General features: G+C 70.6%; 19 protein-coding genes and 1 tRNA gene. 14 read left to right on the forward strand and 6 right to left on the reverse strand.

Translation table 11 applies throughout. The features are described 5' to 3' along the window. The first annotated feature begins 60 nt into the window (after nucleotides 1-60). A complete protein-coding gene (locus tag ACIQI7_RS08920; protein ID WP_401106567.1) occupies nucleotides 61-1,251 on the forward strand; it encodes a hypothetical protein in 1,191 nt (396 codons plus the stop codon). On the opposite strand, the gene ACIQI7_RS08925 is transcribed toward ACIQI7_RS08920, so the two are convergent. Then, complete coding sequence (locus tag ACIQI7_RS08925; RefSeq protein ID WP_401106570.1) at nucleotides 1,245-1,718, reverse strand: hypothetical protein; 474 nt, start codon at nucleotides 1,716-1,718, stop codon at nucleotides 1,245-1,247. The two genes, ACIQI7_RS08920 and ACIQI7_RS08925, sit on opposite strands and share 7 nt — an antisense overlap. A 185-nt stretch (nucleotides 1,719-1,903) precedes the next feature. Here ACIQI7_RS08925 and ACIQI7_RS08930 point away from each other — a divergent pair, with 185 nt between their 5' ends. Further along, on the forward strand, nucleotides 1,904-3,613 hold the full coding sequence (locus ACIQI7_RS08930) for a DEAD/DEAH box helicase family protein (RefSeq protein ID WP_401106573.1): 1,710 nt from the start codon (nucleotides 1,904-1,906) through the stop codon (nucleotides 3,611-3,613). Between the two features lie 141 nt (nucleotides 3,614-3,754). On the opposite strand, the gene ACIQI7_RS08935 is transcribed toward ACIQI7_RS08930, so the two are convergent. Both ACIQI7_RS08935 and ACIQI7_RS08940 read right to left on the reverse strand, forming a co-directional pair. Further along, nucleotides 3,755-5,020: a cytochrome P450 gene (locus ACIQI7_RS08935; RefSeq protein ID WP_401106575.1), complete on the reverse strand. Its 1,266-nt coding sequence runs from the start codon at nucleotides 5,018-5,020 to the stop codon at nucleotides 3,755-3,757. 288 nt (nucleotides 5,021-5,308) lie between these two features. After that, complete coding sequence (locus ACIQI7_RS08940; RefSeq protein WP_401106578.1) at nucleotides 5,309-8,092, reverse strand: AAA family ATPase; 2,784 nt, start codon at nucleotides 8,090-8,092, stop codon at nucleotides 5,309-5,311. A 659-nt stretch (nucleotides 8,093-8,751) separates the two neighbouring features. Between ACIQI7_RS08940 and ACIQI7_RS08945 the strand changes: the two genes are divergently transcribed. The 4 genes from ACIQI7_RS08945 to ACIQI7_RS08960 all read left to right on the forward strand — a co-directional run bounded on the left by ACIQI7_RS08945 (nucleotide 8,752) and on the right by ACIQI7_RS08960 (nucleotide 11,722). Then, on the forward strand, nucleotides 8,752-9,120 hold the full coding sequence (locus tag ACIQI7_RS08945) for a hypothetical protein (RefSeq protein ID WP_401106580.1): 369 nt from the start codon (nucleotides 8,752-8,754) through the stop codon (nucleotides 9,118-9,120). Between the two features lie 26 nt (nucleotides 9,121-9,146). Next, nucleotides 9,147-9,365, forward strand: coding sequence for a hypothetical protein (locus tag ACIQI7_RS08950; RefSeq protein WP_401106582.1), 219 nt, complete (start codon nucleotides 9,147-9,149; stop codon nucleotides 9,363-9,365). Between the two features lie 7 nt (nucleotides 9,366-9,372). Further along, nucleotides 9,373-11,427 carry a phage portal protein gene (locus ACIQI7_RS08955; RefSeq protein WP_401106584.1) on the forward strand — a complete coding sequence of 685 codons (2,055 nt, stop codon included), beginning with the start codon at nucleotides 9,373-9,375 and terminating at the stop codon, nucleotides 11,425-11,427. A 61-nt stretch (nucleotides 11,428-11,488) separates the two neighbouring features. Further along, the gene (locus tag ACIQI7_RS08960; RefSeq protein WP_401106587.1) at nucleotides 11,489-11,722 is read left to right on the forward strand and encodes a hypothetical protein; all 234 of its coding nucleotides are present in this window, start codon (nucleotides 11,489-11,491) and stop codon (nucleotides 11,720-11,722) included. Here ACIQI7_RS08960 and ACIQI7_RS08965 read toward each other — a convergent pair. Further along, on the reverse strand, nucleotides 11,704-12,858 hold the full coding sequence (locus ACIQI7_RS08965; protein WP_401106590.1) for a DUF6615 family protein: 1,155 nt from the start codon (nucleotides 12,856-12,858) through the stop codon (nucleotides 11,704-11,706). The two genes, ACIQI7_RS08960 and ACIQI7_RS08965, sit on opposite strands and share 19 nt — an antisense overlap. Nucleotides 12,859-12,959: 101 nt before the next feature. Between ACIQI7_RS08965 and ACIQI7_RS08970 the strand changes: the two genes are divergently transcribed. The 4 genes from ACIQI7_RS08970 to ACIQI7_RS08985 all read left to right on the forward strand — a co-directional run bounded on the left by ACIQI7_RS08970 (nucleotide 12,960) and on the right by ACIQI7_RS08985 (nucleotide 16,416). After that, complete coding sequence (locus tag ACIQI7_RS08970) at nucleotides 12,960-13,982, forward strand: hypothetical protein (protein ID WP_401106593.1); 1,023 nt, start codon at nucleotides 12,960-12,962, stop codon at nucleotides 13,980-13,982. Between the two features lie 79 nt (nucleotides 13,983-14,061). Then, on the forward strand, nucleotides 14,062-15,096 hold the full coding sequence (locus ACIQI7_RS08975; RefSeq protein WP_401106595.1) for a hypothetical protein: 1,035 nt from the start codon (nucleotides 14,062-14,064) through the stop codon (nucleotides 15,094-15,096). Nucleotides 15,097-15,162: 66 nt separating this feature from the next. Next, a complete protein-coding gene (locus ACIQI7_RS08980; RefSeq protein WP_401106596.1) occupies nucleotides 15,163-16,305 on the forward strand; it encodes an HK97 family phage prohead protease in 1,143 nt (380 codons plus the stop codon). Nucleotides 16,306-16,339: 34 nt separating this feature from the next. Then, nucleotides 16,340-16,416 (forward strand) — tRNA-Met (locus ACIQI7_RS08985). Nucleotides 16,417-16,473: 57 nt separating this feature from the next. Here the strand turns inward: ACIQI7_RS08985 and ACIQI7_RS08990 are convergent. After that, nucleotides 16,474-17,175 carry a hypothetical protein gene (locus ACIQI7_RS08990; protein ID WP_401106599.1) on the reverse strand — a complete coding sequence of 234 codons (702 nt, stop codon included), beginning with the start codon at nucleotides 17,173-17,175 and terminating at the stop codon, nucleotides 16,474-16,476. A gap of 307 nt (nucleotides 17,176-17,482) precedes the next feature. Here ACIQI7_RS08990 and ACIQI7_RS08995 point away from each other — a divergent pair, with 307 nt between their 5' ends. The 4 genes from ACIQI7_RS08995 to ACIQI7_RS09010 all read left to right on the forward strand — a co-directional run bounded on the left by ACIQI7_RS08995 (nucleotide 17,483) and on the right by ACIQI7_RS09010 (nucleotide 21,015). Then, complete coding sequence (locus tag ACIQI7_RS08995; protein WP_401106601.1) at nucleotides 17,483-18,793, forward strand: phage major capsid protein; 1,311 nt, start codon at nucleotides 17,483-17,485, stop codon at nucleotides 18,791-18,793. After that, nucleotides 18,793-19,233, forward strand: a complete 441-nt coding sequence (locus ACIQI7_RS09000) for a hypothetical protein (protein WP_401106603.1) — start codon at nucleotides 18,793-18,795, stop codon at nucleotides 19,231-19,233. The genes ACIQI7_RS08995 and ACIQI7_RS09000 overlap by 1 nt, the downstream gene beginning before the upstream one ends. A gap of 129 nt (nucleotides 19,234-19,362) precedes the next feature. Beyond that, nucleotides 19,363-19,926, forward strand: coding sequence for a hypothetical protein (locus ACIQI7_RS09005; RefSeq protein WP_401106606.1), 564 nt, complete (start codon nucleotides 19,363-19,365; stop codon nucleotides 19,924-19,926). Between the two features lie 60 nt (nucleotides 19,927-19,986). Then, nucleotides 19,987-21,015, forward strand: coding sequence for an NAD-dependent epimerase/dehydratase family protein (locus tag ACIQI7_RS09010; protein ID WP_401106609.1), 1,029 nt, complete (start codon nucleotides 19,987-19,989; stop codon nucleotides 21,013-21,015). Here ACIQI7_RS09010 and ACIQI7_RS09015 read toward each other — a convergent pair. Further along, nucleotides 21,012-22,352, reverse strand: coding sequence for a hypothetical protein (locus ACIQI7_RS09015; protein WP_401106611.1), 1,341 nt, complete (start codon nucleotides 22,350-22,352; stop codon nucleotides 21,012-21,014). The genes ACIQI7_RS09010 and ACIQI7_RS09015 overlap by 4 nt on opposite strands. Nucleotides 22,353-22,496 lie beyond the last annotated feature (144 nt).

Genomic DNA, 22,496 nt, shown 5'->3' on the forward strand with positions numbered 1-22,496 from the left:
GGACAACTCGGACTGCCAACTAGCCGGTTGGTTGAGGTCGGATCAACGAAGGAAGGGCGCGTGCAGGAGTACGAAGCAGTGCTGGCGGCGCTGCGCCGGTGGGGGAACGTCTGGCCGACTGAGGGCGGCTGGTTGGCGCGCTGCCCGGCGCACGACGACCGGCAGGGGACGCTGCTGGTGCTCGCCGCCGGGGACGGTCGGGTGGAGCTGGACTGCCTGGCGGACGGATGCGAGACGCAAGACATCGCGGCGGCGCTTCGGCTGAGCCCGGAGTGTGTAGTCGTCGCGCCGCCGGCCTTCGAGGACGGCCCCGGCTGGATCTGGCCCGGGTACGTGCCAGCAGTGGGGGTGAGCCTGATCGACGGCGAGGACGGCGTAAACGCGTTGGCGGTGGCCCTGGACATCGCGGCCCGCTCGGCGGCCGGCGCGGCTCTGCCGGACGGGCAGCAGCCCGGATCGGCACGTCGCGTGCTGGTGCTCGCATCTCCGCAAACGGTCGAGCACGCCGCGCAACTGCTGGCGGCATGCGGCCCGGGCAGCGAGGACGTGGACGTTGCGGCGGTGCTCGGCGGTCGGGGCGGCCAGCGGGGGCTGCGCCTGCCCGCCGACGCCGACCGCCTGGAGCAGCTGCTGCGCGAGCGCCGCCCTGACCTCGTGGTGCTGGACTTGATGACGATCTGCCCGTACCGAGTCCCCGTCGAGACGGCGCTGCGAGTGTTGGCCGACGTAGTGCAGCGCGTCGGCACGGCCGTCCTGGCGGTGCGGGAGGCCTCCAAGCGGGCCGGCTGGTCGTCGTCGCGCAGAGCGGCGGAAGCTTCGCAGTCCCGGCTGACGGTGGCGGTGCACATGGCTGTCCACGGGGAGGGCGGGGCGATGGCCCTGGTGCCGGTGTACACGAGGTCGTGGGCGGTCATGGGCGGCTTGGCGTTCCACCAGGCCGGGGGGTTCAGGCCCGTGGTGTGGAGCCGCTTCGCGCGGGGCCGCGACGAGGCGATGAGCGGCGCGGACCTGCGGCGGCGGCGCCCAGCTAGTACCAGTGCCCACAGGTTCCTGAGCAGCATCTTGGCGGCTGGACCGGCGCCGGCCCGGGAAGTGCTGGCGGCGGCGACCGCCGTCGGGCTCGCTCCGCGTACGGTGCAGCGGGCGCGGCGCCAGCTGGGAGTGGTAGCGGTGAAGACGGCGACCGGCTGGGTGTTGTCCATGCCGGTCCGGGGCCCCTCGAGTGGAGGAGCCCCGGGATCAGGTCAGTGACTCGGCTGAGGGCTGCGCGGGCTGCTCTGGGCCGGGGAGGGGGTCGAGGTCGGGAGCAGGGTGCTGGTTGCGGTCGAGGCCGGGGAGGGGGCCGTCGGGGCGGTCACGATCTGCATGCTGGTGATCGTTACGGTGACGGTCGGGGCGGGCTCAGTGATTGTGGCCGCCGGGACGGTGACGGTGACCGTGGCGGGCGGCTCGGGCAGGGTGATGGCAGCCGGGCTCGGGGTGGCGGCGGGCACGGGGCAGATGGCGGCCGGGGAAAGGGGGGCGTCTGGGGCCGCAGTGGGGGCTGTCGAGGCGGTGAAGGTCAGGGGTTGGGCCTGGTCGGGGCTGACCGTCACGGCCACCGGGTTGGCCGGGACGGCGGTGGGGCGGGTGCTGATGACCATGCCCGTGGTGAAGGCGGTGGTAAGGGCGAAGGCGACTGCCGCGTGTCGGGCGGTGACTCGGCTGGTCAGGGCCATGGTTGGTCTCCTTGAGGTTCGGGCCGGGGGTTCGCGGTCCCCGGCTGGCGGAACCAGCCTCGCAGAGAAGTTGACTCAAGTCCATAAAAACTACCTAGGGATATTCGTGGCGGAATTCTCGGCGCGACACTCGGCCGCAGGTCCGGCACCGTGGCCTGCCGACCGGCGTGAACCAGGGGGAGAGCGTGACCAAGCCACTGTCCGCGATGCCCGCGCCCCGCTCCGGCAGGCTCGGTCGCCGCCTCTACGCTGAACTCGCCGACGCGCCCCCCGCCGTCCGCCGGCGCTTCTACCAGACCCTCGACGCCGCCGACTGGGAGCAGGTCCTCGCCGCAGCCGACACCGAGGCAGGCACCCCCTACGCCCTGTGGGCCGACGACCCGGTCGGATTCGTGGAGGACGTCCTCGGCGAATCCCAGTGGAGCCGCCAACGGGACATCCTCGAAGCCCTCGTCGACAACCGCCGCGTCGCGGTGCCCTCGTGCTTCGGATCCGGCAAGACCCACATCGCCGCCCGCGCCGCCGTCTGGTCCGCCGTCGTCCACCCGCCCGGCACCGCCCTCACGGTCACCACCGCCACCCGCGCCCGCCAAGTCCAGCGCCAGATGTGGCCCCACATCCGCCAGATTGTCGCCCGCGCCGGCCTACCCGGCGACGTCGGCGTCGCCCAGTGGAAGATGCCCGACCGCCACGGCTCGGACACCGTCATCGCCTACGGCTTTAGCGCCCCGCCGCACGACGAAACCGCCGTCCAGGGCATCCACGCGCCCCGCCTGATGGTCATCGTGGACGAGGCCGGCGGCATCGGCCGCATCATCGGCGCCGCGATGCGCGGCCTGCTCACCGGCGAACACACCCGCGCCCTGCTGATCGGCAACCCCGCCACCGACGACGAGGGCAGCTGGTTCGAGCAGACCTGCGCCGACCCCGCAGTTCTCGTCCTCCCGATCAGCGTCTACGACACCCCGTTGCTGTCCGGCGAACGCACCCGGCGGTGCCGCGCCTGCCCTGCTCACGCCCCTGCCCACCTGCTCGCCACCCACCTCGTGGACCCCCAGTGGGTGGAAGAGGCCATCCGCGACCACGGCGAGGACGCCCCGTTCGTCCAGGCGAAGGTACACGCCAGGTTTCCTCGCGGAGGCCAGGCCCGGGCGATCCCCTCCTCCTGGGTCGAGCGCGCCGTCGACAGCCCCGAACCGGACGGCCCCGACTATGTCGCGCTCAACGCTCTTGGCCTGGACGGCGAGACCAGCGCCCACCGGGTCCGGCGCGGCGCCTGGGTCCGGCTCGGCGTGGACGTCGCCGCCGATGGGGGCGACGAGTTCGCGATCGCTCGCTCCGTCGGCGACCTGGTCGAGCTGCGCCACGCCACTGCCGGCCACGACAACGCGGACGCCGTGGTCGTCGCCGGAGTGGTGCTGCGGGAGATCAAGGCCGCCCAACTGCTCGCCGCTGCGCTCGGAAGCACCGCCGACGTGAGAGTCAAGATCGACGGTGTCGGCATCGGCTGGGGCGTCGCCGGCCTGCTGGAGGCGTGGCGACGCGAAGGCCTCCACCACGCCGAGATCGTCACCGTGCTCGCCAGCGAGGGTACCGGCCGGGACGACGAGGCCGCGACGTTGCGCCCCTCCACCAAGAGGGATGAGATGTGGCTCGCGATGAGAGCTCTCCTTTCCCCGCACGGGCAGGGCGCGGTGCGGCTACGCGTCGACCGCCGGACTCAGGCCCAGCTGTCCACCCCGAAGCTGGAGACCAACTCGGGCGGGCGCACCATCATCGAGTCCAAGAAGTCGATGAGAAGGCGCGGCATCAGCTCGCCCGACCGTGCGGAGGCGGTCCTGCTCGCCCCCTACGAGCCGCACACCGGTCGGCGACGCGTCCGCGTGATCGCCTGACCGCGACCAGCAACGAGCCGCCCCTCCCGAGGAGTATGCACCCTTGTCTTCTGGCAACGCCGGTGCTGGCCGCCGTAGAGCCAGCGCCTCGACCGGTTGACGGTCCAGGGACACGCTCCCTAGGCCCGGCCGGGAATTGAGTCATTTGACGGTGGCGGACCTGGCCGGAGACGGCCCGCGACTGACGGCGGCCGCTTGCGCGGGCGCGATTCGCCCGCGCAAGCGAGTGCGGTAACGGACTGGGAGAGACAGCACCCCGCGGATGATGCCTGAGCCGATCCAGGAGAGGGATTCAAGCGGGACTGCGGGTTCGAACTCCGGTAGGCGGGAGAGGAGAACACGCAGGGCGATGGTCGTCTCCAGCCGGGCGAGCGGGGCGCCGAGACAGTGGTGGATGCCGTGGCCGAAGGCGAGGTGGCGGGCGTCCGGCCGGGCCACGTCGAGAGACGCCGAGGCGGGGCATCCAGCCATGCGGGCGTCGTGGCTAGCCGAACCGAGGGCGACGGCGAGCACGGCGCCGCGGGGGATCACCACGTCGCCCAGCTTCACGTCCTGGGCCGCGTAGCGGTTCGTGGAGCGTTCCACGGACGTGTCGTACCGCAGGAACTCCTCCACCGCGCCGGGCAGCAGCTCCGGCCGGTCACGCAGCAGCTGCAGCTGGTCGGGGTGCCTGAGCAGCGCCAGTTCGGCGTTGCCGAGCAGGTTGACGGTGCTCTCGTGGCCCGCAACGATCAGCATCAGGGCGGTGCCGACCAGTTCCTCCTCGGAGAGCTGGCCGGCTTCCTGGTCACGGACGCTGACCAGGGCAGATAGCAGGTCGTCCTTGGGACAGCGGCGCTTGTCCGTGACCAGGTTGGCGAGCAGGCTGTGCAAGGCGGCCAGTGAGGAGCGGTGCTCGGGCGAGGTCGGCCGCAGGGCCTGTGCCGACCAGCGGCGGAAGTCCTGATGGTGTTCCGTCGGGACGCCAAGGAGTTCGGCTATGACGGTCGCGGGCAGCGGGGCGTTGAAGGCCTCGACGAGGTCTACCACGCCCGAGCCGGGCATAGCGTCGATCAACTCGTGGGCGATCTGCTCGATTCGGGGTGCCAGTTCTGCCGTTCGACGGGGAGTGAAGGCTGCCGCGGCGAGACGGCGTAGCCGGGTGTGCTCGGGCGGGTCAGCCTCCAGCATCTGCGCGCCGAGGCCGACGGAGGGCTTGTGGAGCACGAAGCCAACGGCGTCGAGCACCTCGGCAGCGGGCGTGGCGTCCTTGAGCAGCAGGGGGTGGGTCAGCGCCTCGCGGGCGAGGTCGTAGCCGACGACAATCCACCCCTCCAGACCGGGCTGTAACTCGGCTCGGTGGATGGGGCCGAGTTCCCGGAGGCGGGCATAGCGGGCGGGGGCGTCGGCCTTGAAGGCGGCGTCCATGGCCACTGGAGCAGCGCAGGAAGGCACGTCGTGAGGGTTAATGATGCGTCTCCTGATGACGGCGTGAAGGCGCCGGCGCTGCCCGCCGCAGGGCGTCGGCGCGTCTGATCCATGGGTTAGGCGGGCTGCTCAACTCTTTCGCCTGCCAGCGGACTTCCACATCCGTCATCTGACGGTAGAAGCCCGGGCTGCCCGTGGCGCCGCACATCGACCGTGTACGGCGTTCATGAAGAGTTCCGGGAAGGCCCGGGTAGCGGCCGGCTGAGGCTGGTGCTGTCGTGGAGAGGGTCACGCGTCCGGGGCGGAGGGCAGGCGGTCAAGGGCATCGCGCAAGGCGGCGCGGGAGGTGATGCCGAGCTTGGGAAAGACGCGGTAGAGGTGGGAGCTGACGGTGCGCGGCGACAGGTGGGTTTGGGCACCGATCTCCTTGTTGGACAGTCCACTCGCCGCGAGATCCGCGATCCGGCGCTCCTGGCGGGTCAGGGCTTCGAAGTGCGGCGCAGCGTCGAGCGAGGCTGGGTGGGTGGTGAGCAGTTCGGTGCGGGCGCGTGCGGCCCAGGTGGAGGCGCCGATGCGTTCGAACACCTCGACGGCGCCGGCCAGCACCGGTTGCGCCGTCCTCGGGCCCTTGGTGCGGTGCAGGTGCACACCGTGGGCGAGACGGATGCGGGCGAGCTCGAAGGGGAAGGTGTCCGCTTCCGGAAGGCCCTCAGCCCGGCGGTACCACCTCGTGGCGTGCGCTGGGTCGGTGGCGGTCATGGCCAGCGCGCCGTAGGTAACCAGGGCGAGGCGGGGCGAGATCTCGGGCAGACCGGCCTCTTCGGCAGCCAAGGCGTGCTGACGTGCCTGGGAGACGCGGCCGGTATGCAGGGCCGCCTCGACCAGGTCAAGCAGGGTACGGGAAGCCTGATGGGCGTAGGCGGTGAAGGTACCGGGCTCGGTGATGCCGACGGCGTACTGGTAGGCGGTCTCGTAGTCGCCCTCGGCCAGGGCGGCGGCGGTACCGACGGCATCGGTGATCTGGGTGAGGAAGCCGATTCCGCGGGGCCGCGCCCAGGCGTCGACGGTGGTCTGGAAGTCTCGCGCGAGATCACCGCTGCCGCGCACCGCCGCCAGCAGCCCGAGGTACGCGCGGGCCTGGTGGGCGAACAGCGGGTGGTGGTGCGTCGTCGCCAGCTCCAGACAGCGCTCCCCGGTCCGGCCCGCGTCATCCCACTCTCCGACGGCCAGCTGGTCGAGCATGACCAGGTGCAGCATCGTCAGGCCGACTACGGCGGCCCCGGTCGCCACCTCGCGGTCGACGGTGCGCCGCAGGTGCGGCCGGAACAGGCCGAGCGTGTCCACGTGGTACGCGGAGACAGCCAGCCGAGTGAGTTCCCATGGCTCCAGCATGCGCAGCCCGCCGAACGCTTTCTCGACCCGCTCCCGCGCTCCGGAGCCCCGGCGAACCACATCGCCCCACGTGTCCTCGTAGAGGCGCGCCAGCGGTGGGACCAGGTCGCCTAAGGAAGCGAGCAGCTCATGGGTGTCCGCCCACGCGGACTCGTCTGCCCCGTACTGGTCGACGGCCAGCAGCAGAGTGACGAGCCGGGCGACCACTTCGGCCGGCGCGCCCTCACTGCTGTCGCGGATGGCTTCTATCGCGCCGACCACCTGGCTGCGCGCGAAGCGTACGTTCCCGTCCTCGTAGAACGCGGTGTAGGCCGATGCGAGTACTGCGGCGGCGGACTCGCCCGCGACACAGTCTGTGTCGGCTAGGGCCAGCTGCTGCGCACGCTCCAGCAGACCGGCGTGACTAGCGATGAAGGCTGCTGCGCCCAGTCGGCGGGAGCGTTCGGTGTGGGTCTCGCTCAGTTCTGCAGCCCGGGTCAGCCAGGCGACGGCGGCCACCGCTCCGCCATGTCGGATGACGGACTCCGCGGCGTTCTCCATGGCGGCCGCGGCCTCCTCGTCGGGGCCAGGCACCGAGGCGGCCAGGTGCAGAGCATGCCGTTGCGGGTCCTCGTGGTGCACACGCGCGAGAAGCGCGTGCGCCGCGCGCCGCTCCTCGGGCGCGGCGCTCTGGACGACTGTCGAGCGCACCAGTGGATGCCGGAAGACGAACTCGCCGCTGAACGGCTCGACCTCGAGCAGTCCGTTGTCGACGGCAGCCATGGCGTTCGTCATGCGGTAGCGCGGACGCAGGAGGTGGCCGGCGGTCGCGCCCGCTGCGACGCCGTCCAGTGCCCCACGCAGCAACTCGACGCGGACCGTGTCATCGAGCGCCTTCAGCCGGACGTCGTACACCTGCTGAAGGCGACGCGGCACAGGAACACCCAGGTAGCCGGGCACGTCCGGGCCGCCCGTGACCGGATCTTCGCGAACTATCGGGGGCGCGGTCAGCATGTGCGGCGGCAACTCCCTCAGGGCCAGAGGGTTGCCCTGGGCCTCATCCAGGACGAGGCGGCGCAGCCCGGCATCCAGACCCGGGTGGTGCAGCTCCAGGAGCCGCTCGGAGGCCTGCGCCGACAGCGTGGTAACCGCCAGCAGGGGCAGCGCGGCGGTGTCGAAGCCGCAGGGCACATCGGAGCGCACCCCCACCAGGAGCTTCACCGAGCTGCCGGCAAGCCGCCGTCCCACGAAGCCGAACACCTCGGTGCTGGGCGCGTCGAGCCAATGCCCGTCGTCCAGCACCAGCAGCAGGGGACGGTCCGGCACGGCGAGGGAGAGCAGGTCAAGGACGGCGATGCCGAGCGTCATGACCGACGGAGGTGTTCCGTCGCCCCGGCCGAACACGGCGTCCAGCGCCCGCGAGCGGCCCTCGTCCAGCCTGCCGATGTCGGAGAGCAAAGGGTGGAGGCACTGATGAAGGCCGGCGAACGGCAGCTCCCACTCGGCCTCCGCCCCGTACGCCCGGACCACCCGGTGATTCCGGGCCACAGCGATCTCGGCGGCGTAGTCCAGCAGGACGCTCTTGCCGACTCCCGTGTCACCGCTCAGGACGAGTGCGCGGCCCCCCTCGGCCGTCACGAACTCGGACAGCTCCTGCTGCTCGCGATCGCGGCCGACCATCGTGTAGCTGATCGATTCCACCGCGCCCCCACTCACCTTCCCAGGCCACCCAGGCCCGACATCCCCTGCGGCCCGTACGCGGGACCGACTAGGTCACGGCAGGCCGTGCCAGAGCAGCAACCCGGAGGGCCGCGTCGCCCGTCACCGCCGAGCCGTGACCGGCTCTCCCCGTACCTGCCACGACGCAAGAGACTAGATGCCGTCCGGCAGTTCGTCACCTGACAACCGATACTGCCCATACCCGGTGGCCGCCCGGCGGGCGGTGCATCCACGGGAAAACGGGGTGCTCTCAGGCCGCGCTGGCGCCTGCTGGCCGACGAGCAATAGGAGGTCGGGGCCAGGTCGCGTCGTGGGGCCGCCGCCAGCCGCCGGTCGTCGGATCCGAGCTCCTGTGCGAGGCCGCATCGGCCAGCTTTTTGACTGAAATCCGCTGACTTGGGTCATGTGACTGAAGCTCCGGTTCATGTCGATGCGTCACAGTCAACTCCTCGGCTCGTACGTGCGGCCCGGATTGGAACACCTAGCGTGCCGCCACCCATCCGACCAACGCACAAGGGGAGCGGGCCTGACGAGGACGACGAGGGCCGCCTGCACTGCGGGGCTCGCGTAGAACCGGACGAACAATCGCTGCTGCCACTGGCGCCCACCCACTGGGCATCCGCTGGCGAGGGGAGTGCAGCTTGACCACCGACCACACTACGACCGACGACGCCAACACCGACATCCACGAGTGGGTGATCGCCGCTTACGTTCCCGTGGACATGCAAGGTGCCGCCTACGCGCGCCGCCGCGGTGTCTACCGCGTCCCGGCCACCACCAAGATCCGGTCGGCAGATGTGATGTGCATCCGCTGCCGCCGGCCCTACGACGAGGTCTACCAGGCGCCGTGTGCCGGCTCCGACCCGATGCTGCACGGCGGACCGATCGGGACCCGCAAGCGCAGGGCCGCGCCCGAGTACCGCCACCAGGTCGACGCGGCCGAGAACTTCCGCAAGCCGGACCCAGGAGACCCGGGAAAGCGGGTCGGGAAGAGGCCGCCAGGACGCTAGGCACTTCGGTGTCTAGCCTGCGTGCCGTGACGATACCCAGCAGGCACCAGCCCCACCTGACCGACGACGTCGCACACCTGACCGCACGCCGGGTGCGCGACGTCGTCGCCGTCGTCCTGCTCGTCCTCGGCGCCCTCGGCCTCAACGCGGCCGCCTACGCCACCGACCCACGCCTCGGCCTCGCCTGCACCAGCCTGTCGGCGCTCGGCAGCGCCGTCGCCCTCGGCCAGACCGACGAGGAGTAGGAGCCCCATGCCCCGCCGCTGGTTCCCCACCCTGCGCCGCCCCGTCCCGGCCGTGAAAACCCTCCCGGACTTCTCCCTGGGCTGGACCCCCGTCGGCGTCGACCGGGCCCGCCCGTGGTCCGTTGAACGAGCCGTGCGCGACGGCATGGAACGAGCGGTGTGGATCTACAAGGCCGTCGACACGATCTCCAACCACGCCGCGGACAGGTTGCTGCGGGTCCGCCCACGCAGCGGCACCTCCGATGAGCAGTTGCCTCCTCACGACACGCACCCGCTCTACCGGGCGATGAACATCAGGGCCAACCCGGCTGAGGGCGCGTGGACCTTCAAGAAGCGGGTCAGCATGCAGCTGCTCCTCTCCAAGCGCGGCGTCTTCCTGGAACCCACGTTCAGCCGCGGAGGCGACCTGCTGCGGATCGACCTGCTGCCGCCGGGCCGGACCCGGCCGGTGCCGTCCACCGGCGCCGACCTGATCTCGCACTTCGAGACCGCCACGGTCACCGGCGAACTGCGCCGCCTCGGCGTCGACCAGGTGCGGTGGATTCGCAACCCCCACCCGCTCGACCCCTACTCCGGCATCACCCCACTCGAGGCCGCAGGCCTGTCCGCCGACCTCGACTTCTTCACCCGCCACTACAACCTGTCGTTCGTCAACAACGACGCCAGGCCCGGCGGAGTGATCGGCATCGATGGCGACATGGACGACACCGAACTGCGCCTGCTGCGCGCCAGGTTCGGCACGGGGCCCTCCGCAGCCGGCGCCTGGACGGTGCTGAACGGCGGCAACGTCACCGTCACCGACACCTCCGTCACACCCCGGGATATGGCCTACGAGACTGTCGCCGCCCTCTCCAAGGTCGAGCTGCTCGCCGCGTTCGGCGTCCCGGAGTCCCAGCTCGGCAACGCCTCGGGCCGGACCTTCGACAACGCCCGCGCCGAGAAGACCACGTTCTGGGAGATCACCATGCCGCCGCACCTGCGGCTGATCGCCGATGCCTTCCAGGACGACGCCGGGGAAGACGCCGAGATCTACTTCGACACCTCCGACATCGACGTGCTGCGCGAACCCCGCACCAAGCGCCTGACCGAAGCCCGAGAGGAAGTCGCCGCCGGCGTCCGCTCGATCCGCTCCTACGCCGAGCTCGCCGGATACGCCGACGAGATCGATGACACCCCCGAGACCCGGGCCCTGTGGCTGGCCTCCGGCCGCACCGCCCTACCCACCCGCGCCGCCGACGCCCCCGCCCTCGGCACCCCGGCACCACCCCCGGCGCCGATCTCAGGAAAAGCCCTGACGCCCTCCTCCGACCTCGTCCTGGACGAAACCGCGGCCGACACGCTCCGAGGCCGCCTGGACGACGCCCTCCAGACGCTCACCACCCGCTGGACCGAACGCACCGTCGCCCGACTCAACTCGCCCCGCTACCGCAAGGGCACCCGGCACTGGGACGACCGAGGCCACACCGTCGCCGCCACCGCCAAGGACCTGCCCGTCAACCAGGTGATCGACGTCGCCACCTGGCAGCAGGAGGCCGCCCAGGCACTCCGGCCCCTCATCGAACAGGCCGCCACCACGGCCGCGGCCGAGCTGCATGCCGCCCTCGGCTCGACCGGCACCGCCACCGTCGGTGTCTGGCCCGCGACCTCCCCGCTGCTCACCACGTGGCTCGCCGAGCAGGCCCAGGCCCTCGCTGACGACGTGACCGAGGCAGACCGGGACGGCAAGAGCCTGACGGGCATCGCCGAGGCCACCCGCGACTGGGGGCGCTCCCTCGCAAACTGGGCGAGCGTCAAGGCCAACCACCTCGCCACCGCCACCATCGAGATTGCCCGCGACCAGGCCGCCGCCGCCAGCGCCCGCACCGGCCTCGTCCGTCGCTGGATAGCCCACGACGACGGTCGTACCAGGCCCGACCACGACGCGGCCGACGGCCAAACCCAGGCCTACGGCCAGCCGTTCACCATCGGCGACGACCTGCTGCGCCACCCCGGCGACACCACCGCCCCGCCCGGACAGGCCGTCAACTGTCGTTGCCGCCTTGTTTGGCGCCTCGAACGCTGACTACCCGCCCCGGCCGCAGAACCGCGACCACCTGGCCCGTACCCCCGTGTGAGGATGAAGCATGACCACCGGAACACCGCCCAGCGACCGCCAGCAGCTCAATGAGGACTGGCTGCGCAGCCGGCGCTGGGACATCCGCTACCCGAGCGGCGAGCCCGTCACCACCCTCGACGGGCTCGCCCAGGTGCTCCGCGTCTCCCGGCAGGAAGCGGCCCGGCGCGTCCTCACCCAGCCGTTCGGCAAAGCCGCCCCGCAGCAACTCCGGGACGAGGCGGCTCAGGAGGACTCGGCCTGACCCTCGCCGACGTCTAGGGCAACCACCCAGCTGACTCGCTCGTCCGGCTGGTCAATCTCCCGCCCTGCAATCAGGTCCCGCACGTAGTCCGGCAGGCGGTACCGCCGCGGTGCGTCAGTGCCACGGAATTCGTCCAACCGCACTCCGGCGAAAGGCCAGTGCCCGGACGACTGGCCGTCAGCCGGCACTTCAAGGGTGGCCGTGGGCTCCTCCCACAGAGCACCCAGTTCGAGGTCTAGCGGGTCCATCCGCACACGGTGCTCGTAGACCACGTGGGGTCGGTTGCTCGAATCCGTCTCTGCCCCGTACCCATCGGCTGTTTCCCTCCTCTCCCGTGCAGCAGCAGCTTCGTCCGCCCGCCGCACGGCGTCCGCGCCTTCCTCGTCCATCCGCTTGAACCTGAACGCAGCGGCATCCAGACCGTGCAGGCTGTCCGCCGGGCCTTCGCAGAACAGTCTGTGCCACGGCAAGCTCTGGTTCCGCACCGGGGCGTAGCCCTTCTTGCCGTGGTCGAGGCGGGCCTGAACGATCCGCGCGGACACGATCGTGCAGCCCAGATGAGCCTGCTGCCCAGCTCCGTGCATGCAACTGCCGGTCCCGCCGAGCCCCACCCGGGGTACCCAATTCCTGTGGTTGTAGAGGACGTAGAGCGGGATCATGCCCTTGTCGTCGGCAGACTGGATCAGCGCGTCGCACTGGCTGCGGCCCGTGGTGCCAGCGGGCGCGTCAAACTTGAACGCCCCTCCGCGGCGGGCACGCTTCGCTTGCACGCGCAGCCCGATCCCGGAATCCCCTGAGTGAAGCCACCACTCCCAGTCCGATCCGTTCTCTGCCTCCTCGGATGCCACGAAGCGGTGGGACCGGATCTGATGTTGGTGGAGGCGGATGAGGTCGATGAGGTTGCGGCGGGTGAGATCGTCCTCATGGGGCACCAGGCGGCCCCCATCGAAGTGGTCTTGAGCGAGCAGTTCGAATGTTCGCGCGGACAGCGCCCGGAACGTATGGCACAACGACTGCCCCACAACACTTCCGGGCAGATCTTCCACGCTGATGGCCGGGTTGAGAGGCCGAGAGCAGCCCGGACAGTAGTTGTACTCCAGGCGGAGTTCCGAACCGCACACGCAGACCACAGCCATCCCCCTCCGCCTCCCCAGCGCCAAAAACACCGTAAGGCACGGAGCTGACGCTAAGCATGTTGATCGGGACGCTTGCTCCTCCACCGAAACCGGAGGAGCAAGTGAACGTTACCGCCAGGGTTGTCCGGCTGAGATTCCGTTCGAAGAACAAGCCGTTCGAGGAACACCTGCACCCGCGGGACGGCCGCGGCCGGTTCGCGCACAGCCCCGGCGGGGGGCTGAACCCGCTGCTGGAGCGCATCCGGGCGGCCGCAGGCCGGCCATCCCGGGCACCACGTTCCGAACCGAGCTTCGACGAGGAGCAGCACGGCTTGGTGTTCCGCGACGGACAGAGTGAGCGCGTCGCCAAGGCGTACAAGGCGAACGTGGTGGAGGGGATCAGCCGCGACCTGCGGGACATGTCAGATGAGGCGCTGCTGCTGGAGCCCGACCGGGCGTGGCTCGACAAGGTGCGCTCGGGGCAGGCGCACGCGTACGAGGACCGGGTGAACGGGATCGTCAACTCCGTGAGGCCGGGCGACTCGCCGGCGGACGCGTCCTGGATGCACGTCGACGCTGACCGGGCACGCGAGCTGTTGCGGCGCGACGCCGTCAACCAGGTGGTTGCCACCTGGGCGATGACCTCCAACGACGAAGACCCCGGCGCACTCGCCCTCCAGGAGACCGCCCGCCAGGCCTTCGGGCTGCACCCGGCCGCCGACTGGCCCAGCACCGGCCACATTGCGCGGGAGACCGCCGCCCAGCAGGCCGCCCTCGGAACCGGCCACGCGGCGATGCTGGCGGCGATGTGGGAGCGCACCCAGAATCACCTCGCTGAAGCCGACCTCGGCTCGCTGACCGTGTGGCGCGGCGTCGCCACCCCCGACGGGCGGCCGCCCGCAGGCTGGGCCGTCGACGGCAGCACCCTCTCCGATCCGCTGCTGCGCCCCCTCTCCGCGTTCTCCCTCGACCCTGACGTCGCCCACGGCTTCGCCACGGACGAGGGGCCCGGCTTCGTGATGAGCGCGAGCGTCCCTGCGGGCAGGGTGATCGCGACACCAGCCACGGGGCTCGGCTGCCTGGACGAGTCGGAGGTCATCATCCTGGCCGGCCCCGGTACCTGGCACTGGCAGACCGCGGAGTAGCCCCGACTGCTCGGCGCGACACCATCGGGCGGCCGGTGCCACGCTGCCGCCGTCCTGGTCTCCGGCAGAAGGCGGTGCGGTGCACGACTTCCCCGCCGTCGTCCTGCGACTGCGCCGCAAGAACCGGCTGTGGGACGAGGCCCGGCACGCGCGCGACCACCAGGGCCGCTTCGCCCACCACGCGGGCACCGGCCGCGCCGGCCTCCCGGGCACGCTCGCGGACGACCACGCCGTCAGCCACGACGACCTGCTCGGGAAGAGGGGGAGGTCGCCCGGCAAGGTCAAGGCCGCCATGTGTGACTCGCTTGTCCGACGGATGGACGGCATCCCCGACGAGCAGCTGCTGTCCGACCGTCAACGCGACCGCCTCGCCCGGGTACGCGCCGGACAGCTCGCCGCGTACCGTCCGGAGTCCGGGGCCAACGGCTACGCCGACTACGTCGAGCAGTCCGACCTCGACAGCGGCGCCCGCCACGAGCCCTGGGGCTACGTTCGGATGAGCACCGAGGAGTACCGGGACTTCGCGCGCGCCGAGGCCGTCTCCCACCACGTCGCCGGATGGGCGGCGACCTCCAACGACCACGACCCTGATGCCCTCGCCCTCCAGGAGAGCGCCCGCCAGGCCTTCCACCTTGCCGACACCATGGGCTGGGAGTACGGGGACGCCGGCCTCGACGCCGACACCGCCCAAGCCCTGGCCGACGACGGGCCCGTGCTGCGCGCCTTCCTCACTGCCATGTGGGAGAACACCCAGGCGCACTTCGCCGACCTCGGCGTCACCCACGTCACCGTCCACCGCGGCTTCACCGGTGGCTACGACGCCACCCGGGTCAGCGGGATCGACGGCCAGGGCACGGTCACGGACCTGCCCCTGCGCCCGCTGTCGTCCTTCACCACCGAGGAACACGTCGCCACCGACTTCGCCACGCACGGCGGCGAGGTCCCCGACGGCTACACGATGAGCGGCGACGTGCCGGTCACCCGCATCCTGGCCGTGCCCGGGACCGGCATCGGCTGCCTGGACGAGTCCGAGATCGTCGTCCTCGCGGGCCCCGGCGACTGGCACGTCCAGCAGGTGTACGCCGAGCCCGACGACGGCTGGTACGACGAGTAGACGAGACCCAAGCCAGCCCTACGCCTACCGTGACCGCCACCAACCCAGCGAACCGGGAGCGACACGGTGGCACCGACCCCCAGCAGCACGCTGGACCACAAGCAGGCGGCCCTCGGCGTGCTGGAGACCGACGACGACCAGGGCACCTTTACCACGCTCGTGTCGATCACCGGGCTGCGCGACCACGACGGCGACGTGATCGAGCCCGGCGCCTACGCCCGCACCCTCGCGGAGATCACGCCGAAGGGTGTCTGGTCGCACGACTGGAACGTGTGGACAGCCCGCACCGAACACACCGAGGAGCTGCTGCCCGGCGACCCCCGGCTGCCCGCCACCCTGCCGAACGACCAGCCCTGGCCCGCCGAGGCCGGCGCGCTCCTCGTCAAGGGCCGCTGCAACCTGGCCACCCAGGCCGGGAAGGACATGTACGCCAACCTGCTGTTCTTCGGCGACCAGGTGCAGTGGTCGATCGGCTACCAGGTCCGAACGGCCAAACGTGCCAAGGGCATTCGCCGCATCACCGACCTCGACCTGTACGAGTACAGCCCGGTGCTTTTCGGCGCGAACCCCTACACCTCGACCCTCGACCTCAAGCAGCACACCCGCGGGGTCCTGGGCGACACCCAGGTGGAACTGGCACCGCTGGCCGGCACGCTGGAGGAGCGGATCGACGCCATCGCCTCCGCCGTCGGCCACCGCCTGCGTCCCAGCGAGGACGACCGCTTCGAGCACGGCACGGTGCAGGTCATCGGTACCTACCCGGACCGGGTCATCGCGACGGTCTGGAGGTACACCGAGGACGGCTTCACCTCGACCAGCTGGGAGGTCCCGTACACACTTTCCGGGGACGGTGTCCCCTCCGTCGGTCAGCCCAGCCGCGTGCGCCTGGTCCTCGATGTCGAGGGCACCAGCCCCGACGCGGCGCTGGCCGCCCTTGCACCCGACGTCGAACGGGTCGCCTCCCAGATGAAGACCTTGGCAGACCTCCAGAGCAAGGCGGGACGCGTCCTGTCCGGAGAGAACGCCGACCGCCTGGCCTCCGCCGTGCAGCACCTGGTCGCCGTGCTCACCGCCGCCGGCATCGACTGGCAGTCGCCCGAGCCTCCGACTGACGAGAGAAAGACCCAGGCCACATCGGCGCTCCAGCCCGGTGAGCTCAGCGCTGCCCTCGCCCTGTTCGCCGACGCCCGGGCCGAACCGAGTTTGTGATCACCGACTGGTGCCGTACAGTCGGGACCACCGACGCGGGGTGGAGCAGCTCGGTAGCTCGCTGGGCTCATAACCCAGAGGTCGCAGGTTCAAATCCTGTCCCCGCTACCACGAACGCCGAAGGGGCGGACACAGGCATGTGCCCGCCCCTTCAGCGTTCCTCGACTTCTACAGGCGCCGATTTCGGTTCGCCATCACACCGGTTGACCTGTTGATCGTGGGATTCCATCCGGTTCCGGACGCGGCGCCGGAGATTGCCGATGGCGAGACGCCGAGCCGCTCGGCCAGGTTGGTCGGCGAGTAGTTGCCGCGCCCGAGTTCCTGGCCCCGGTAGGCGTCGCGGGTGATCGTTCCCAGATCGGCCGTGGCCCACGTCGCCAGTACCCGGTAGCCCTCCCGTACCCAGAACTGCGTCTCGATCGCTCGGATCGCCGACGGCAGGCTGGTGTCGTGCACGGCCGACCACGCGGCCGGGGTGATTAGGTGACCGGCGACGCACACCTCCGCGTCCTGCACGCCAAGGTGCGGCTGGACGGCGGGGGGCAGTGCCGTGTGCGCCAGCGCGGTCATCCAGCCCTCCGAGGCCTTGACCAGGCATCCCCAGGGCCCGCGGGTCCGGGTCAACGGCCACAGCCGCCACGCCGCGTACCGGCACAGCCACTCCTTCGTCTGCTCGAAGCTGTCTGACGGCCCGTACAGCTCGACTGAGGAGGAGGAACGGATCCGCAGGGCCCACCCGGAGGAGGTCCGAACGACGTGGAACTCCGTCCCGTCGACGGCCAGGGCCAGCTCCGCCTCGCGGTCAGGGTCGGAAGGCGGGCACGAGGCGGCTTCCAGGAGCGGCAGTTGGGGCTTGGGGAAGGGGTACACGCATGTCTCCAACGCACTGGCCGGCGGTAGCCGGATGTCCGGCGCCCTGCCGGACACCACCACACTCACCCCCGTGGCGTAGGCATGGGCACACCCAAATCATCTGGCAAAAGGGCGACTTGAAAATGAACGGCCCGGTGTTCGATCCTGCCGGACACGCGCCTCGGCGCTCGACGCGACACTAACGATCAGCTTTTCCTACGGTGTGCCGATCGCCGTGCCGACCCGGTGCTGACCGGTCGCACGGCTGGACCCCCTCCGTCCCGCGCTGGCGGGGTGGCCCGGCAACATTCCAAGGAGCCACACCGTGCCCACCGACAAGTCCCGGCTCAAAGAGCTCAACAACGCGCTGCGCACCAAGGCCGCCGAACTGGACGGCATCAGCCAGTCGTTCACCATCGAGGACGGCGGAGTCACCGTATCGGTGGAGAAGGCGGCCGCCTTCCGCAAGACCCTGGCCGAGGCGCAGGAGATCAAGCGGCTGATCACCGACCTCGAGGGCGCGTCGGCCATCGCGACCTTCCTCAACGAGCCCACCACTGCGCCCTTCGCGCCGCACGACGCAGCTCTCGCGGCCCGGCTCGGCAACCAGGCCAAGACACTCGGCCAGCGGTTCCTGGACAGCGAGGAGTTCAAGGCCCTTGCCGCCGCCGGCTTCCGCGGCTCGTTCGACCAGATGGTGACCATCGACGGCACCGCCCTGGACCAGCTCGGCCGCAAGGACGTCTTCAGTCGCTCCGCGGGCACCGCCTCCGTCCTCGGCTTCGGCACCCCCGAGCACCTGGACATCGTGCCCCGCGCTGTGCGGCCCGGCCGCATCCGGGACCTGTTTCCCTCCCAGACCACCACTGCGAACCTGCTCTACGGGGTGCGCGTCACCGGCTTCACCAACGCGGCGGCGATCGTCCCCGAGCGGGCGATGGAGGTACCGCCCGGCGGCGGCGCGGCCGTCGAGGTGTACGCGCGAGCCCCGCAGTCCGAGCTGACGTTCAAGACCGTCACCTACCCGGTCGCCGAGATCGCGACCACGATCCCGGTCCACAAGAACACCTTGGCCGACGAGCCGCGGCTGCGCGACATCATCGACACCGAACTCGTCGACGGCGTCAAGATGACCGAGGACAACGAGATCGTCTACGGCGTCGGCGGCGACGAGAAGATCACCGGCATCGTCAACACCGCGGGCGTCCAGACCTACGCGCAGACCGATCCGGACAAGCAGTCCGCCGCGATCCGCCGCGCCGCGACCCGCGCCTTCCTCGCCTACTTCCCGCCGACCGGGATCGTGCTCCACCCGTTCGACTTCGAGGACCTGGAACTGGAGACCGACGGGCAGGGCGCGTACCGCGTCGCCGTCAACGTCGCCATCGGCGCGCAGAAGGTCGTCTGGCGGCTGTCCGTCGTGGACTCCATGGCGATCAACCAGGGCAAGTTCCTCGTCGGTAGCTTCGGCCTCGGCGCCCGCTTGTACGACCGCGAGCAGGTGTCCGTTCAGGTGTCCACCGAGAACCGCGACAACTTCGAACGCGGCGTCGTCACCATGCGCGGCTCCGAGCGCATCGGACTCGAGATCCCGCGCCCCGAGGCTTTCGTCTACGGCACCTTCAAGGCGCACTGATGGCCGCCCGCAAGCCCACCACGAAGCCGGCCGCCCCACCCGCGGCGGAGACCGCCGCCGACGCGGATGGCGCGGAACTGGAGACCCCGCCCGCCGAGCTTTCGGCCGCCGCGCCGCTCGACCCCCCGCCCAGGACTACGGCCGAACCGGAACCGAACCAGATGGAGCCGGCAACCCCGGGCATCGTCGCCCACCAGCCCCTGGCCACCGGCCACGTCGACCTGGTGGACGAGGACGGTGCCCCGCTTCCTCAGGACGTGGAGCAGCTGTTCGACCTCACCCACCCGGAACAGACCGTTGTCTTCGCCCGCCTGCGGATCTACCAGAACCGGACCTACCCCGGCACCCACAGGATCGTCACCCAGCTGCTTTACACCCCCGCCCAGTCCATTCCCCGCACCGAGGTCGACCGCCTTCGGGTGGCCCTCGGCTGGGAGTAGCCCCGTCGTAGTCAGGAGCCCGTCCGCAATCCTGGGGACGGGCTCTCGGGCTTCCGGGCGCCGGCTGCGGTGTTCGGACCTCCGCGACCGGATCCATTCCGCCGCGCCAAGGTGTCGTAGCCTCGCGAGGTGACTGAGACAGAGGAGTACGCGCTGCAGTTCATCCGCACGTGGGCGGAGGCGGTGGTCCGGCAGGCTGAACGGGCACGGGCCGTACGTGTGAGGGCCGCTCGGGACAGTAGGAACTACGAGCACATGGAGGACTGGAGCCCGACGACGGAGGAGATCGAGGCCAACTTCCGCGAGCAGTGGGCTGAAGAGCACATGCTGGTCTGGGCGGCCCATCAGCTTGAGCGCTGGGAGGGTCGGCTGCGGAGCGAGCGCGGTCAAGACGCTGTGGAACCGGACGAGCTGCTGAAGAACATCCGTGACGCCCTCGAGCACCTTGATGAGGTCGACTTCAAGGACGGCAGCGCGGTGCCGCCCAGCGCTCCGGGCGGCCGCGTCAGCGGAAAGGCACTACGCCGACTCCCCGGAGAGCAGCTGTGGATCGAGCTGCCCGACGGCGGCAGCTTCGAGGGGGTCACCCCCGAGACGGTGGAGGCCCATGCCCTGGCCGTCGTGCGCTCCATCGAGAATGATCTGGAGCAGCAGCTCGTTGACCGATACCTCGACCTGCTCCGTGACCGATAGGCGACACCCGATCCCGCAGGCGGCTGCGCGCGAACGAGGTGGGCTGGCAGGATCAGCCTCATGAGGATTCTCGTCCTGGGCGGTGGCTGGTTCCTGGGGCCGGCCGTCGTGGCTGGTGCCGTGGCACGAGGGTGGGACGTGACCACTTTCACGCGTGGACGTTCCGGAAGCCCCATGCCCGGAGCGACCGCCGTACACGGTGATCGAGAGCGGCCCGACGACCTTGCCCGGCTGGCTGAGCGCGGTCCCTGGGACGCCGTGATCGACACGTCCGCCTCGGCTCTCAGCTCACGCGACGTACTGGCCGGTGCTCGCGCCTTGGAACCGGTCGCCAACCGGTACGTGTACGTGTCCACGGTGGCGGTGTACGAGGGCTGGCCCACCGACCCCCTAAACCCCGGCTCGGCGGTGTGGGCGGCCCTGGCGGGCGCGGACCAGGAACTCGAGCAGCCACCCGCGAGGACGTCGGGCATCAACCCCGTCTACGGCCGGCGGAAAGCCGGTACCGAACGCGCGGTTGTCGACACTTTCGGGCTCGCCCGGACGAGCCTTCTGCGGCCAGGCGTGCTGCTCGGGCCCGGAGAGTACGTCGGGCGGCTGCCGTGGTGGTTGGACAGGGCCAAGCGGGGCGGACGAATCCTCGCCCCGGGGGACCCGTCGCGGAGCATCCAACCCGTCGACGTCCGGGATGCCGCCGTGTTCGCGCTCGACCAAGCACTCCGTGTCGGACATCAGGTCCACAACCTCGCCGCGCCAATCGGGCGGGAGACGATGGGTGGGCTCCTCCAAGCGTGCGTAGAAGCGACCGGAAGCAGTGGGACGCTGGTGTGGGTGCAGGACGACGTCCTGCTGCGGCATGGGCTGCGCCAGTGGACCGAGCTGCCCCTGTGGTGGACCCATCCGGGCACGTCTGCCATCGACGCGTCTTCGGCGCGCGAGGCCGGCTTTGTCAGTCGGCCTTTGGCGGAGACCGTGGCCGACACGTGGGCGTGGTTGAGTGAAGGTAACAGACCGGTGCCACACAGGCGTTGGGCGAGGCACGGCCTCGATCCGGATAAGGAACGCGCGGTCCTGGCGAGCGTGGGCTAGCTGTCGCCCCTGCCGAGAGCGAGCCTCGCGGTCCCGGGTCCCAGAACGTGCGAGGGCGCAACGAGGGTGAAGTCCTCGATCCGCTCCGCGAGATCCTGGGCGAGTTGGGCGTCGCGGAAGGTGGGCATTGCCAGTAGGGCGGCCTGGATCGTCTGAACCCTTGCCGTGAGTCCGGCCCCGCGCCACTCCCGGGGAAGGCCGAGCACCGGGCTGAGAGCGTCCGCAGCCCCGTCCAGGTCGCCACGCATCAGCAGGGCGGAGGCCAGATCGGCTCGGGCCTGCGGAGCCACGACGAGCGGGCTGGAACCGGCCGAGCGGGCCGCGATCAGCTCGAGCGACCGACGGGCGGATGCCTCAGCCCTCGGGCCGTCTTGAAGGATCAGCAGCGTGGAGCTGTTGCTCATGGCGACCCGCTCCAGGTTGAAGTCGAACTCGCCACCGACGGCGTGGAGGTCGTCCTCGACCAGGCCGCGATCGGCCAGGCTCTCCTCAATGGCCAGCTGCGCGTTCTCGACCAAGCCGCGGTGCGCGTAGGCGCGGGCGGCGATCGCCGCGAGCCGGGCCTTGCCCGTCGCGCCAACACCGGGGAACGACCTCGCCTCCTCGATCTTGCGGACTGCCTGGGCAGGCTTGCCGGTCCAGTAGTACAGCACCGCCAGATAGCCATGCGCGTAGGCCTGGAGGGGCCCGTACTCGGCAACCTGGCCGTACAGCGCAGCCGCCCGGGCCAGCTCGAACGCGTGGGGTATCGCGCCGAGGTCGAAGGCGCACGCGGAGAGAAGCGCCGAAGCCTGGCCGGCCACCAGGTAGAGGCGCTGGCGCTGCGAGGGCACCTGGGTGCGGTCCAGTAGCACCTTCGAGACGCCGAGCACGTCCCGGGCCAATACGAAGATCGTGTGCGGTGGCTTCGTACCGGTGCCCTGGACGAGACCCACCAGATCGTCTTCGAGCTGGTCGAGCGTGAGGTCAGGCAGCAACTGAGCGGCCGCGTCGGAGGCGTGGGTGCTGGCATCTCGTGCAGTCATGGAGAGTTCACTTTCATCGAGCACAGGAGCAGATGGCGCCCGCACCACCTGGGCCTGCTCGCCGGTGTGGGGCGCGAAGAGCTCGTCTACCGTCCTGCCGAAGATCAGCTTGAGGATCGCGGGCGCCGGATGGTGGGGCCGGGCAACGCGCCCGGAGCGCCACCGCGTGAAGGTCTTCTCCGTCAGGTCGATGTTCCTGAAGGAGGGATCGCGGGTCTTCTCGTGGAGCTGCGAGGCAGCCCGCCGGTACTCGGACAGGAATCCGCGAAAGTCCATGCCGGACTGGCTGATTAAGGCATCGAGCAGGTTCACCGCGGTCCCTTCGTCGCAGCCCGTGCGAACCGCGTCGTTCTCTGCCTACCACCGCTGGCCCGGAGATCACACGGGCTGAGGAGAAGTGTCCGTGAACTGTCCCTGGTTTGTCCCTTGGCTCATCCGAATGGGGACGAAGTGTCC

Source organism: Kitasatospora sp. NPDC092039, assembly GCF_044756065.1.
Lineage (GTDB): Bacteria > Actinomycetota > Actinomycetes > Streptomycetales > Streptomycetaceae > Kitasatospora.